Origin of the sequence: Pseudomonas sp. B21-047 (genome assembly GCF_024748775.1) — a bacterium.
Taxonomy (GTDB): Bacteria; Pseudomonadota; Gammaproteobacteria; order Pseudomonadales; family Pseudomonadaceae; genus Aquipseudomonas; species Aquipseudomonas capeferrum.
Genome location: NZ_CP087169.1, coordinates 4,855,306 through 4,868,755, shown reverse-complemented (window position 1 = coordinate 4,868,755; position 13,450 = coordinate 4,855,306). Strand labels below are relative to the sequence as shown.

The 13,450-nt window shown below is 64.3% G+C and carries 12 protein-coding genes; all 12 read left to right on the top strand.

Annotation, left to right across the window (positions count from 1 at the left end):
• Positions 1 to 67: 67 nt before the first annotated feature.
• Genes mraZ through LOY26_RS21945 form a run of 12 tightly spaced genes read left to right on the top strand, consistent with a single transcriptional unit; the run spans position 68 to position 13,449 of the window.
• Positions 68 to 523: a division/cell wall cluster transcriptional repressor MraZ gene (gene mraZ, locus LOY26_RS22000; RefSeq protein WP_019439042.1), complete on the top strand. Its 456-nt coding sequence runs from the start codon at positions 68 to 70 to the stop codon at positions 521 to 523.
• Positions 520 to 1,467: a 16S rRNA (cytosine(1402)-N(4))-methyltransferase RsmH gene (gene rsmH, locus LOY26_RS21995; protein WP_408980747.1), complete on the top strand. Its 948-nt coding sequence runs from the start codon at positions 520 to 522 to the stop codon at positions 1,465 to 1,467. Before mraZ ends, rsmH begins: the two co-directional genes overlap by 4 nt.
• Positions 1,464 to 1,757, top strand: a complete 294-nt coding sequence (gene ftsL / locus LOY26_RS21990; protein WP_033702839.1) for a cell division protein FtsL — start codon at positions 1,464 to 1,466, stop codon at positions 1,755 to 1,757. Before rsmH ends, ftsL begins: the two co-directional genes overlap by 4 nt.
• Complete coding sequence (locus LOY26_RS21985) at positions 1,757 to 3,493, top strand: penicillin-binding protein 2 (protein ID WP_162181164.1); 1,737 nt, start codon at positions 1,757 to 1,759, stop codon at positions 3,491 to 3,493. Before ftsL ends, LOY26_RS21985 begins: the two co-directional genes overlap by 1 nt.
• Entirely contained in the window at positions 3,490 to 4,980 is a 1,491-nt protein-coding gene (locus tag LOY26_RS21980; RefSeq protein WP_258714087.1) for a UDP-N-acetylmuramoyl-L-alanyl-D-glutamate--2,6-diaminopimelate ligase, read from the top strand. Before LOY26_RS21985 ends, LOY26_RS21980 begins: the two co-directional genes overlap by 4 nt.
• Positions 4,973 to 6,340: a UDP-N-acetylmuramoyl-tripeptide--D-alanyl-D-alanine ligase gene (gene murF, locus LOY26_RS21975; RefSeq protein WP_258714086.1), complete on the top strand. Its 1,368-nt coding sequence runs from the start codon at positions 4,973 to 4,975 to the stop codon at positions 6,338 to 6,340. Before LOY26_RS21980 ends, murF begins: the two co-directional genes overlap by 8 nt.
• Entirely contained in the window at positions 6,340 to 7,422 is a 1,083-nt protein-coding gene (gene mraY, locus LOY26_RS21970) for a phospho-N-acetylmuramoyl-pentapeptide-transferase (protein WP_033702836.1), read from the top strand. The genes murF and mraY overlap by 1 nt, the downstream gene beginning before the upstream one ends.
• Before the next feature lie 6 nt (positions 7,423 to 7,428).
• The gene (gene murD / locus LOY26_RS21965; protein ID WP_186659701.1) at positions 7,429 to 8,775 is read left to right on the top strand and encodes a UDP-N-acetylmuramoyl-L-alanine--D-glutamate ligase; all 1,347 of its coding nucleotides are present in this window, start codon (positions 7,429 to 7,431) and stop codon (positions 8,773 to 8,775) included.
• A complete protein-coding gene (ftsW, locus tag LOY26_RS21960) occupies positions 8,772 to 9,986 on the top strand; it encodes a putative lipid II flippase FtsW (RefSeq protein ID WP_033702835.1) in 1,215 nt (404 codons plus the stop codon). The genes murD and ftsW overlap by 4 nt, the downstream gene beginning before the upstream one ends.
• Positions 9,976 to 11,055, top strand: a complete 1,080-nt coding sequence (murG, locus tag LOY26_RS21955; RefSeq protein ID WP_258714085.1) for an undecaprenyldiphospho-muramoylpentapeptide beta-N-acetylglucosaminyltransferase — start codon at positions 9,976 to 9,978, stop codon at positions 11,053 to 11,055. The genes ftsW and murG overlap by 11 nt, the downstream gene beginning before the upstream one ends.
• Positions 11,048 to 12,496, top strand: coding sequence for a UDP-N-acetylmuramate--L-alanine ligase (gene murC / locus LOY26_RS21950; protein WP_033702833.1), 1,449 nt, complete (start codon positions 11,048 to 11,050; stop codon positions 12,494 to 12,496). Before murG ends, murC begins: the two co-directional genes overlap by 8 nt.
• Positions 12,493 to 13,449: a D-alanine--D-alanine ligase gene (locus LOY26_RS21945; protein ID WP_047582683.1), complete on the top strand. Its 957-nt coding sequence runs from the start codon at positions 12,493 to 12,495 to the stop codon at positions 13,447 to 13,449. The genes murC and LOY26_RS21945 overlap by 4 nt, the downstream gene beginning before the upstream one ends.
• The last annotated feature ends 1 nt before the right edge of the window (position 13,450 follow it).

Below are 13,450 nucleotides of genomic sequence, written 5' to 3'. Positions count from 1 at the left end.
GTGGCAGAAAGTGGGATGAAGTGGGTTTTCTGGCACAAAAAAGCTACCATTGTGGGGAATCGCAGCCGTGTTCCGCGGAGCCAACGCCGTCAGCCTCGATGCCAAAGGCCGTCTCGCCATGCCGAGCCGGTACCGCGACGAGCTCGATTCGCGTTGCAATGGCCAGCTGATCGTGACCATCGACGCTGTAGACCCCTGCTTGTGTGTTTACCCCCTCGATGAGTGGGAACAGATAGAAGCCAAGTTGCGTGCCTTGCCGTCATTGCGTGAGGAAAACCGCCGCCTGCAGCGTTTGCTGATCGGCAATGCGGTTGACCTGGAGCTCGATGGCAGTGGGCGCTTCCTGGTTCCGCCCCGTTTGCGTGAGTACGCCAAGCTCGACAAGAAGGCGATGCTGGTGGGGCAACTGAACAAATTCCAGCTGTGGGATGAAGATGCCTGGAACACGGTTTCGGCAGCCGACCTTGCAGCTATTCAACAACCGGGCGCCATGCCCGACGAATTGCGTGACCTGATCCTGTGACCATAGATAGCGGCTTCAACCACATTACCGTCCTGCTCGACGAAGCTGTCGAGGCATTGGCCCTGCGCGCCGACGGTTGCTATCTGGACGGTACCTTCGGCCGGGGCGGACACAGCCGTCTGATTCTCAGCAAGCTTGGGCCGCAAGGGCGGCTGCTGGGCTTCGACAAAGACCCACAAGCGATTGCCACAGGGCAAGCGCTGGCGGCCGAAGACGGCCGCTTTGTCATTGTGCAGCGCAGCTTTGCCGAGCTCGGCGCGGAAGTGGCTGAGCGCGGCATGGCCGGCAAGGTCAGCGGTGTGCTGCTCGACCTGGGGGTATCTTCGCCGCAGTTGGATGACCCAGAGCGTGGCTTCAGCTTCCTCAATGACGGCCCGCTGGACATGCGCATGAACCCCAGTATCGGGGTCAGCGCCGCCGAGTTCATCGCCAGCGCGCCGGTCGAGGAAATCGCCCGCGTGTTCAAGGAATACGGCGAGGAGCGTTTTTCCGGGCGTATGGCGCGTGCCGTGGTGGAACGTCGCGAAAAGCAGCCGTTCACCCGTACCGCCGACCTTGCCGAAGTGCTCAAGGTCGCCAACCCGGCCTGGGAGAAGGGCAAGAACCCCGCCACCCGCGCCTTCCAGGGCCTGCGCATTCACGTCAACAACGAACTGGGTGACCTCGAAACCGGCCTTGACGCGGCGCTCGAGTCGCTGGAAGTTGGCGGCCGCCTGGTCGTTATCAGCTTCCACTCGCTCGAAGACCGCATCGTCAAGCTGTTCATGCGCAAGCTGGTCAAGGGCGAGGCAGACAACCTGCCGCGCAACCTGCCGGTACAGCACAAGGCCTTCGAACCCAAGATCAAGCTCATCGGCAAGGCGCAGTTCGCTTCCGAGGCCGAGCTCAAGGCCAACCCGCGGTCGCGCAGCGCCGTGATGCGGGTGGCGGAGAAGCTGCGGTGAGCAGGCTGTTTGCCAAGCCATTGCCAGGCGGAAGCTTCCTGATGCTTCTGCTGTTCGTCGGTGTTCTGGTTTCGGCCATCGCCGTGTCTTACAGCGCCCACTGGAACCGTCAGTTGCTCAACACCCTGTACGGCGAGTTGAGCGAGCGCGACAAGGCGCAGGCCGAGTGGGGGCGTCTGATCCTTGAACAGAGCACCTGGACGGCGTCCAGCCGCATCGAGAGCCTGGCGTCCGAGCAGCTGAAAATGCGCGTGCCCGCAGCCGACGAAGTGCGGATGGTGGCGCCATGATGAAGCTCGAAGGCGCACTCTACCCCTGGCGCTTCCGGGTGGTGATCGGCTTGCTGGCGTTGATGGTCGGTGCCATCTGCTGGCGCATCATCGACCTGCAGGTGGTCGACCGTGACTTCCTCAAGGGGCAGGGCGATGCGCGCAGCCTGCGCCATATTCCCATCCCGGCGCACCGTGGCCTGATCACTGACCGCAACGGTGAGCCGCTGGCGGTCAGCACCCCGGTTACCACCTTGTGGGCCAACCCCAAGGAAATGCAGGCGTCCAAAGAACGCTGGCCGCAACTGGCAGCCGCCCTTGGGCAGAACCCCCAGCAACTGACCGAGCGCCTGACCCAGCAGGCCAGCAAAGAATTCATCTACCTGGTCCGCGGCCTGACCCCGGAGCAGGGCCAGCATGTGCTCGACCTGAAAGTGCCGGGTGTCTATGGCCTGGAAGAGTTCCGCCGCTTCTATCCCGCCGGTGATGTCACCGCGCACATGGTCGGCTTCACCGACCTCGATGACCACGGGCGTGAAGGGGTAGAGCTGGCCTATGACGAATGGCTGGCCGGCGTGCCCGGCAAGCGACAGGTGATCAAGGACCGGCGTGGCCGGCTGATCAAGGACATTCAGGTAACCAAAAACGCCAAGGCCGGTAAGACCTTGGCGTTGTCGATAGACCTGCGCCTGCAATACCTGGCCACCCGTGAGCTGCGCAACGCCATCGCCGAACAGGAAGCCAAGGCCGGCAGCCTGGTGATCATGGACGTCAAGACTGGCGAAGTGCTGGCCATGGTCAACCAGCCGACCTACAACCCGAACAACCGCCGCAGCATGTTCCCTGCCGCGATGCGCAACCGGGCGATCATCGACGTGTTCGAACCCGGCTCGACCGTGAAGCCGATTTCCATGAGCGCGGCGCTGCAGAGCGGGCGCTGGAAGATCACCGACAAGGTCGAGGTCTACCCGGGCAGCCTGCAGATCGGTCGCTACACGATCAAGGACGTTTCCCGCAGCGAGGGCCCGATCCTCGACCTGACCGGCATCCTGATCAACTCCAGTAACGTCGGCATGAGCAAGATCGCCTTCGATATCGGCGGCGAGGCCATCTACCGGGTCATGTCCCAGGTCGGCCTGGGGCAATACACTGGCCTGGGCTTCCCGGGCGAGCGGGTGGGCAACCTGCCTAACCACCGTGAGTGGCGCAAGGCCGAGACCGCGACCCTGTCCTACGGCTATGGCGTATCGGTGACTGCGTTGCAATTGGTGCATGCCTACGCGGCGCTGGCCAACGACGGCAAGATGGTGCCGCTGTCGATCCTCAAGGTGGACAAGGCACCCGAGGCCGTTCAGGCGATTCCGAAAGAAACTGCCGAAACCGTCCAGGGCATGCTGCAGCAAGTGATCGAGGCGCCGCGCGGGGTGTTCCGTGCCCAGGTGCCGTTCTATCACGTGGGTGGCAAGTCGGGTACGGCGCGTAAGGCGACCGTTGGCTCCAAGGGCTACACCGAGAACGCCTACCGCTCGCTGTTCGCAGGCTTCGGCCCGATGAGCGACCCGCGTTACGCGATCGTCGTGGTCATCGATGAACCGAGCAAGGGCGGCTACTTCGGTGGCCTGGTATCGGCGCCTGTGTTCAGCAAGGTCATGTCGGGCACCTTGCGTTTGATGAACGTGCCGCCAGACAACCTGCCGCCGCCAGCAACCGCACAACCACAAGTCAATGCAGCAGACGCCAAGGGAGGGCGTGGATGATGACAATGCCACTGAGCAAGCTTTTCGCCCACGCCAGCCGCGATCCGCTGATCCGCGAGCTGACCCTGGATAGCCGTGCCGTGCGCCCGGGTGATCTGTTCCTGGCTGTGCCGGGTGCCAAGGTCGATGGCCGTGACCATATCGCCGACGCACTGGCCCGTGGCGCCGCCGCGGTAGCCTATGAAGAGCAGGGCGCGACCGTGTTGCCGATCACCGAGATGCCGCTGATTCCGGTCAAGGGGCTGATCGCCCAGCTGTCGGATATCGCCGGTCGCTTTTATGGCGAGCCAAGCCGTCAGTTGAACCTGGTCGGGGTGACCGGCACCAACGGCAAGACCAGTGTCACGCAGCTGGTGGCCCAGGCGCTTGATGTGCTGGGCCAGCGTTGCGGCCTGATCGGCACGTTGGGTACCGGTTTCTATGGTGAGCTGCAGAGCGGCCGCCTGACCACGCCAGACCCGATCGCGGTGCAGTCGACGCTGTACGACCTGAAAAAGGGCGGCGCCAAGGCCGTGGCGATGGAGGTGTCCTCGCATGCCTTGGAGCAGGGGCGTGTCGCTGCGCTGGAGTTCGATATCGCGGTAATGACCAACCTGTCCCGCGATCACCTGGATTACCACGGCAGCATGGAGGCCTATGAGGCCGCCAAGGCCAAGCTTTTCGCCTGGCGCAGCCTGCGTTGCCAGGTGGTCAACCTAGATGACGACTTTGGTCGCCGCCTGGCGGCGGCCTATGCCCGTCGTCCGAGTACCGATCATATCGAGACCCGGCTGCTCAGTTATAGCCTGGAGAATCCGGAGGCTTCGTTGTATTGCCGTGAAGCCACGTTCGATGACGATGGCGTGCGCGCAATCCTCGTGAGCGCCCAGGGTGAGCGCACCTTGCGCAGCCAACTGCTTGGCCGTTTCAACCTGAGCAACATGCTCGCGGCAGTGGCAACGCTGCTGGCACTGGATTATTCGCTGGACGAAATCCTCAAGGTCACCCCCCAGTTGCAAGGGCCGGTTGGCCGCATGCAGCGCCTGGGCGGCGGCGACAAACCGCTGGTGGTGGTCGACTACGCCCACACGCCGGATGCCTTGGAAAAAGTACTCGAGGCCCTGTGCCCGCACGCACACGGCAAGTTGCTGTGCCTGTTCGGCTGCGGTGGCGACCGTGACCGTGGCAAGCGCCCGCTGATGGCCGAAGTGGCCGAGCGCCTGGCTGACCGCGTGCTGGTCACCGATGACAACCCGCGCAGCGAAGACCCGCTGCGGATCTTCGACGATATCCGCCCTGGCTTTGCCAAGCCGGAGCACGTCGAGTTCGTCGCTGGCCGCGGCGAAGCCATTGCCCACTTGATCGCCACTGCCGCCGCCGATGACGTTATCGTCCTGGCCGGCAAGGGCCATGAGGATTACCAGGAGATCCGTGGCGAGCGCCACGATTTCTCCGATCTGGTCGAAGCCGAGAAGGCACTTGCAGCCTGGGAGGCTCCACATGCTTAAGCCCATGACACTCAGTCAGCTGACCGCGGCACTGAGTGCTCGCGTGGTGGGTGCCGACGCCAGCTTCGGCGGCGTCAGCATCGACAGCCGCAGCGTCAGTGCCGGGCAACTGTTCGTCGCCCTGGCAGGCCCGCGTTTCGATGGCCACGATTACCTGGCCGATGTAAAGGAAAAAGGTGCCGTAGCGGCGCTGGTCGAGCGTGAAGTGGCCGATGTCGACCTGCCACAGCTGCTGGTCAAGGACTGCCGTGTCGCGCTGGGGCAACTGGGGGCCTTGAATCGCGCCGCGTTCGACAAGCCGGTCGTGGCCATCACCGGTTCCAGCGGCAAGACCACGGTCAAGGAGATGCTGGCCAGCATCCTGCGTACCCGTGGCCTGGTGCATGCCACCCGTGGCAACCTGAACAACGACCTCGGTGCCCCGCTGACCCTGCTGGAAATCGCCCCGGAGCACAGCGCTGCGGTGATCGAGCTGGGCGCTTCGCGCATTGGCGAGATCCGCTACACCGTCGGCCTGACCCAGCCGCACGTGGTGGTCATCAATAACGCCGGTACTGCCCATGTCGGCGAGTTCGGCGGCCCGGAGAAAATCGTCGAGGCCAAGGGCGAGATCCTCGAAGGCCTGGGCGAGGGCGGCACGGCCATCCTCAATCTGGACGACAAGGCTTTTGCCATCTGGAAGGCGCGTGCCGGTGCGCACAGGGTCATCAGTTTCGCCCGCAACGATGGCCGCGCCGACTTCTACGCCACTGGCATCGACCGCGATGCGCGTGGCTGTCCGTCCTTCACGCTGCATGGCGCCGGGGACTCGGTTGCGGTGCAACTCAACGTCCTGGGCGAGCACAACGTCAGCAACGCATTGGCCGCGGCGGCGGCTGCCCACGCCGTCGGTCTGAGCCTGAGCGGCATTGCCGCTGGCCTGAATGCCGTGCAACCGGTCAAGGGCCGCACCGTGGCGCAGATCGCGCCGAACGGTGTGCGGGTAATCGACGACAGTTACAACGCAAATCCCACCTCGATGTGCGCGGCCATTGATATACTCGCCGGCTTTTCCGGACGCACCGTCCTGGTGCTTGGGGATATCGGCGAATTGGGTCAATGGGCGGAGGAAGGCCACCGTCAGGTGGGTGACTATGCGCGTGGCAAGGTCGATGCCCTGTACGCTGTGGGTTCCAACATGACATACGCGGTCAAGGCGTTCGGCGCCAATGGCCGTCATTTCGCTACTCAAGCTGAGCTGATCGACGCGGTTCGCGCCGAAAATGCCAGTGACACCACTATCTTGATCAAGGGCTCGCGCAGCGCTGCGATGGAAAACGTCGTGGCGGCATTGTGCGGTGCCAGCGGGGAGAAACATTAATGCTGCTGCTGTTGGCTGAGTATCTGCAACAGTTCCATAAAGGCTTCGCGGTCTTCCAGTACCTGTCCCTGCGCGGGATTCTCGGTGTACTGACTGCGTTGTCGCTGGCGCTGTGGCTGGGCCCGTGGATGATCCGTACCCTGCAGATTCGCCAGATCGGTCAGGCCGTCCGTAATGACGGCCCGCAATCGCACTTGTCCAAATCCGGCACCCCGACCATGGGCGGCGCGCTGATCCTGTCGGCCATCGCGATCAGCACCCTGCTGTGGGCCGACCTGTCCAACCGCTACGTGTGGGTCGTGCTGATCGTCACCCTGGCGTTTGGCGCCATCGGTTGGGTCGACGACTACCGCAAGGTGATCGAGAAGAACTCCCGTGGCTTGCCTAGCCGCTGGAAGTACTTCTGGCAGTCGGTGTTCGGCCTGGCTGCGGCGATCTTCCTTTACAAGACCGCCCCGACCAGCGTCGAGACCACGCTGATCGTGCCGTTCATCAAGGATGTCACCATTCCGCTGGGCATCGGCTTCGTCGTCCTGACCTACTTCGTGATCGTCGGTTCGAGCAACGCGGTCAACCTCACCGACGGCCTCGACGGCCTGGCCATCATGCCAACGGTCATGGTGGGCGGTGCCTTGGGCATCTTCTGCTACCTGTCGGGCAACGTGAAGTTCGCCGAATACCTGCTGATCCCGTATGTGCCGGGTTCGGGCGAGCTGATCGTGTTCTGCGGCGCGCTGATCGGTGCGGGCCTGGGCTTCCTGTGGTTCAACACTTACCCGGCCCAGGTCTTCATGGGCGACGTCGGTGCCCTGGCGCTGGGCGCCGCACTGGGCACCATCGCGGTGATCGTCCGCCAGGAAATCGTACTGTTCATCATGGGTGGCGTATTCGTCATGGAAACCCTGTCGGTGGTGATCCAGGTCGCCTCCTTCAAGTTGACCGGCAAGCGCGTGTTCCGCATGGCGCCGATTCACCACCACTTTGAACTCAAGGGCTGGCCTGAGCCACGGGTGATCGTCCGTTTCTGGATCATCACCGTGATTCTGGTGCTGGTCGGCCTTGCAACCCTGAAACTGAGGTAGATGAGCGTGTCACTGATCGCTTCCGACCAATTCCGCATCGTTGTCGGCCTCGGCAAGAGCGGCATGTCCCTGGTTCGCTTCCTGGCGAGCCGGGGCATTGCCTTTGCGGTCGCCGACACCCGCGAGCAACCGCCGGAACTGGACACCCTGCGCCGTGATTACCCGCAGGTGGAAGTGCGCTGTGGCGAGCTGGACGTGGACTTCCTCTGCCGCGCCAACGAACTGTACGTGAGCCCGGGCCTGGCATTGTCCACCCCGGCGCTGCAGCAGGCTGCGGCGCGCGGTGTGGCCCTGTCGGGTGACATCGAGCTGTTCGCCCGCCATGCCAAGGCGCCGATCATCGCCATCAGCGGCTCCAACGCCAAAAGCACCGTTACCACCCTGGTCGGGGAAATGGCTGCCAAGGCGGGCAAGCGTGTGGCCGTGGGCGGCAACCTCGGTACGCCGGCCCTCGACTTGCTCGGGGATGAGGTGGAGCTGTATGTGCTGGAGTTGTCCAGCTTCCAGCTGGAAACCACTGACCAGCTCAATGCCGAAGTGGCCACCGTGCTGAACGTCAGCGAAGACCACATGGACCGCTACAGCGGCCTGCCGGCCTATCACCTGGCCAAGCATCGGATCTTCCGGGGCGCCCACCAGGTGGTGGTGAACCGCCAGGACGCCCTGAGCCGGCCATTGCCGGTGGAAGGCCGGCCGTGCTGGAGCTTTGGTCTGAACCCGCCCGACTTCAAGGCCTTTGGCCTGCGCGAGGTCGATGGCGAGAAGTACCTGGCCTTCGAATTCCAGAACCTGATGCCGGTTCGCGAACTGAAAGTGCGTGGCGCGCACAACCAGAGCAACGCCCTCGCGGCCCTGGCCCTCGGCCATGCGGCCGGCTTGCCGTTTGCGCCGATGATCGAAGCCCTGCGTGAATTTGGCGGCCTGGCCCATCGTTGCCAGTGGGTTCGCGAGCGCAATGGCGTCAACTGGTACGACGATTCCAAGGCCACCAACGTGGGGGCCGCGCTGGCCGCCATCGAAGGCCTGGGCGCGGACATCACCGGCAAGCTGGTGCTGATTGCCGGCGGCGACGGCAAAGGTGCCGATTTCGCAGCGCTGCGTGCACCGGTGGCGCGCTTCTGCCGTGCAGTGGTGCTGCTGGGCCGTGATGCCGAGCGCCTGGCCGAAGCACTGGGTGAGGGTGTGCAGCAGGTCCGGGTCAAGACCCTGGATGAGGCCGTCGAGCAGTGCGCCGCCTTGGCTCAGCCGGGCGATGCGGTGCTGTTGTCGCCAGCCTGCGCCAGCCTCGACATGTTCAAGAACTTTGAAGAACGCGGGCGGCTGTTCGCCCAAGCGGCGGGAGGGCTGGCATGATCCTGGGCATCTTCAAGCCGTACCCGTCGCCGCTGATCAGCGGCCGTGGCATCGACCTCGACTTCGCGATGCTCGCCGGTTGCCTGGCATTGCTGGGCCTGGGCCTGGTGATGATCACCTCGGCCTCTTCGGAAGTGGCTGCGGTGCAGTCGGGCAACCCGCTTTACCACATGTTCCGCCACCTGGTGTACGTGGCCATCGGCCTGTTCGCCTGCGGCGCCACCATGCTGGTACCGATCGCCACCTGGCAGCGCATGGGCTTCATGATGCTGCTGGGCGCCTTCGGCTTGCTGGTGCTGGTGCTGGTGCCCGGCATCGGCCGCGAAGTGAACGGTTCCATGCGCTGGATCGGCTTCAGCTTCTTCAACGTCCAGCCTTCGGAAATTGCCAAGGTCTTCGTGGTCATCTACCTGGCCGGCTACCTGGTGCGCCGGCAGACCGAGGTGCGCGAGAGCTGGATGGGTTTCTTCAAACCGTTCATCGTGCTGCTGCCAATGGCCGGCCTGCTGCTGATGGAGCCAGACTTCGGCGCCACCGTGGTGATGATGGGCGCTGCGGCGGCCATGCTGTTTCTCGGCGGTGTGGGGTTGTTCCGCTTCAGCCTGATGGTGGTGCTGGCGGTGGTCGCGGTGTTTGTCCTGGTGCAGGCGCAGCCGTATCGAATGGCGCGCCTGATCACCTTTACCGACCCCTGGTCCGACCAGTTCGGTTCGGGCTACCAGCTGACCCAGGCGCTGATTGCCTTTGGTCGCGGTGAGTGGCTGGGCGTTGGCTTGGGCAACAGCGTGCAGAAGCAGTTCTACCTGCCCGAGGCGCACACCGACTTCGTGTTCTCGGTGCTGGCCGAAGAGCTCGGCGTGGTCGGCTCGCTGGTCACCATCGCGCTGTTCGTCTTCGTCACCGTGCGTGCTCTTTACATCGGCTTGTGGGCCGAAAAAGCCAAGCAGTTCTTTGCCGCCTACATGGCGTTCGGCCTGGCCTTCCTGTGGATCGGCCAGTTCCTGATCAACATCGGGGTGAACGTCGGCCTGCTGCCGACCAAGGGCCTGACCTTGCCGTTCCTCAGCTACGGGGGCAGCTCGCTGGTGATCTGCTGTGCCTGCGTGGGGTTGCTGCTGCGTATCGAGTGGGAGAGCCGCACGCACCTGGGCAGTGAGGAACACGAATTCAACGAAAGCGATTTTGCCGAGGAGACCAGTCATGGCCGCTGATGGCAAGAACGTACTGATCATGGCAGGCGGCACCGGGGGCCACGTGTTCCCGGCCCTGGCCTGCGCTCGCGAGTTCCAGGCACGCGGTTACAGCGTGCACTGGCTGGGCACGCCGAAAGGCATCGAGAACGAACTGGTGCCCCAGGCCGGCCTGCCGTTGCACCTGATCCAGGTCAGCGGCATGCGCGGCAAGGGCAAGCTGTCGTTGCTCAAGGCGCCGTTCACCCTGGTCAAGGCCGTGCTGCAGGCGCGGCGCATCATTCGTCAGCTCAAGCCGGTGTGTGTGCTGGGCTTCGGCGGCTATGTGACCGGGCCCGGCGGTGTGGCCGCGCGGCTGTGCGGTGTGCCGCTGGTGATCCACGAGCAGAACGCCCGTGCGGGTACCGCCAATCGGCTGCTGGTGCCACTCTCGGCGCGGGTCTGCGAAGCTTTCCCGGGCACGTTCCAGGCCAATGACAAGCTGCGTACCACCGGCAATCCGGTACGCACAGAGTTGTTCATGGATGCACAACGTGCGCCCCTTTCCGAGCGCCGTGCTCGCCTGTTGGTAATGGGCGGCAGCCTGGGTGCGGAACCATTGAACAAATTGTTGCCTAAGGCCCTGTCCGAAGTGTCTGCGGCGCTGCGGCCAGAGGTGTTCCACCAGGCTGGCAAGCAACACGCGCCGATCACCGCCGAGCGTTATCACGAGGTCGGCGTCGAGGCTCAGGTAGAGCCTTTCATCACGGACATGGCCCAAGCCTATGGCTGGGCCGACATGGTGGTATGCCGGGCCGGTGCCCTGACCGTCAGCGAACTCGCGGCGGCGGGCCTGCCTTCGATGCTGGTGCCGTTGCCCCATGCGATCGACGACCACCAGACCTACAACGCCCAATATCTGGCTCGGGAGGGCGCGGCCTTCCTGATGCCACAAGCGACAACTGGCGCAGCGCAGCTCGCTGAACGCCTGAACGAGGTGCTGATGCAACCCGAGAAACTCAATACCATGGCTGGCACCGCACGGCGCCTGGCCAAACCTGCTGCAACCAGCACCGTGGTCGATATCTGCCTGGAGGTGGCCCATGGTTGAAAGCCAGAAAGCCATTCCCCAGCCGAAGATGGGCCGTATCCGCCGTATTCACTTCGTCGGTATCGGCGGCGTCGGTATGTGCGGCATCGCCGAAGTGCTGCTGAACCTGGGCTATGAAGTGTCCGGCTCCGACCTCAAGGCGTCGCCGGTCACCGAGCGCCTGGAGTCGTTTGGCGCCGAGATCTTCGTCGGCCACCGTGCCGAGAACGCAGTCGCCGCCGATGTGCTGGTAGTGTCCAGCGCGATCAACCCGGCCAACCCGGAAGTCGCCACCGCCCTCGAGCGGCGTATTCCGGTGGTGCCGCGTGCCGAGATGCTTGCCGAGCTGATGCGCTACCGCCACGGCGTTGCGGTCGCCGGTACCCACGGCAAGACCACCACCACCAGCCTGCTGGCCTCGGTGTTCGCCGCCGGTGGCCTGGACCCGACCTTCGTCATCGGTGGGCGCCTGACCGCGGCCGGCACCAATGCCCAGCTCGGCACCAGCCGCTACCTGATCGCCGAAGCGGACGAGAGCGACGCCAGCTTCCTGCACCTGCAGCCGATGGTCGCCGTGGTCACCAACATCGATGCCGACCACATGGCGACCTACGAAGGTGACTTCAACAAACTGAAGAAAACCTTCGTCGAGTTCCTGCACAACCTGCCGTTCTACGGTTTGGCGGTGATGTGCCTGGACGACCCGGTGGTGCGCGAGATCCTGCCGCAGGTCAAACGCCCGACGGTCACCTACGGCTTCAGCGAAGAGGCGGATATCCGCGCCATCAACGTGCGCCAGCAGGGCATGCAGACGCACTTCACCGTGCTGCGCCGTGACTGCGAGCCGCTGGAGGTGTCGGTGAACATGCCCGGCAACCACAACGTGCTCAATGCCCTGGCAACCATTGCCATCGCCACGGACGAAGGCATCAGCGACGAGGCCATCGTCCAGGGGCTGTCCGGCTTCCAGGGTGTCGGCCGACGCTTCCAGGTCTACGGCGAGCTGCCGGTCGACGGTGGCAGCGTGATGCTGGTCGACGACTATGGCCACCACCCGACTGAAGTCGCTGCAGTCATCAAGGCCGTGCGCGGTGGCTGGCCGAGCCGTCGCCTGGTCATCGTCTACCAGCCGCACCGTTACAGCCGCACCCGCGACCTGTACGACGACTTCGTGCAGGTACTGGGCGACGCCAACGTGTTGCTGTTGATGGAAGTCTACCCGGCCGGCGAAGAGCCGATCCCCGGGGCGGACAGCCGTCAGCTGTGCCACAGCATCCGTCAGCGCGGCAAGCTGGACCCGATCTACATCGAGCGTGGCGCCGAGCTCGCCCCGCTGGTGCAGCCACTGCTGCGCGCGGGCGACATCCTGCTTTGCCAGGGCGCCGGTGATGTCGGTGGCCTTGCCCCGCAATTGATGAAAAGCCCGCTGTTCGCTGGCGCCAAGCAGGAGAAGTCGAAATGACCAGCGCCTACGACACACTGCACTCGACCCTGGACGTCAAGGCGTTCGGCCGCGTCGCCGTGCTCTACGGCGGCAAGAGTGCCGAGCGTGAAGTCTCGCTCAAGTCCGGCGCCGCCGTGATCGAGGCCTTGACCAGCGCCGGTGTCGACGTGGTCGCCATCGATGTGGGCGACGACCTGCTCGACCGCCTGCAACGCGAGAAGATCGACCGCGCGTTCATCATCCTCCACGGCCGTGGCGGTGAGGACGGCAGCATGCAGGGCCTGCTCGAGTGCCTGGGCATCCCTTACACCGGCAGCGGTATCCTCGCTTCGGCCCTGGCCATGGACAAGCTGCGCACCAAGCAGGTGTGGCAGAGCCTGGGTATTCCGACCCCGCGCCACGCGGTTTTGGCCAGCGAAAGCGATTGTGTGGTGGCCAGTACGGAACTGGGCTTCCCGCTTATCGTCAAACCTGCCCATGAAGGCTCTAGCATCGGCATGGCCAAGGTGAACAGCGAGCAGGAATTGATCGCCGCCTGGCAGGACGCCGCCAAATACGATTCCCAGGTTCTGGTCGAGCAGTGGATCCACGGCCCGGAGTTCACCATTGCGGTGCTGCGTGGCCAGGTGCTGCCGCCGATCGCCCTGGGTACGCCGCACGTGTTCTACGACTACGACGCCAAGTACATCGCCAACGACACCCAGTACCGCATTCCGTGCGGCCTGGACAGCGTCAAGGAACAGGAACTGATCGACCTGACCGCGCGCGCCTGCGATGCCATCGGCATCGAAGGCTGGGGGCGGTTGGACGTGATGCAGGACGAGCAGGGCCGGTTCTGGCTGCTCGAAGTCAACACCGCACCCGGCATGACTGATCATAGCCTGGTGCCCATGGCGGCCCGCGCGGCCGGCCTGGACTTCCAGCAACTGGTGCTGGCGATCCTGGCTGCCAGCGTCGAGACGCGAGGTTAAC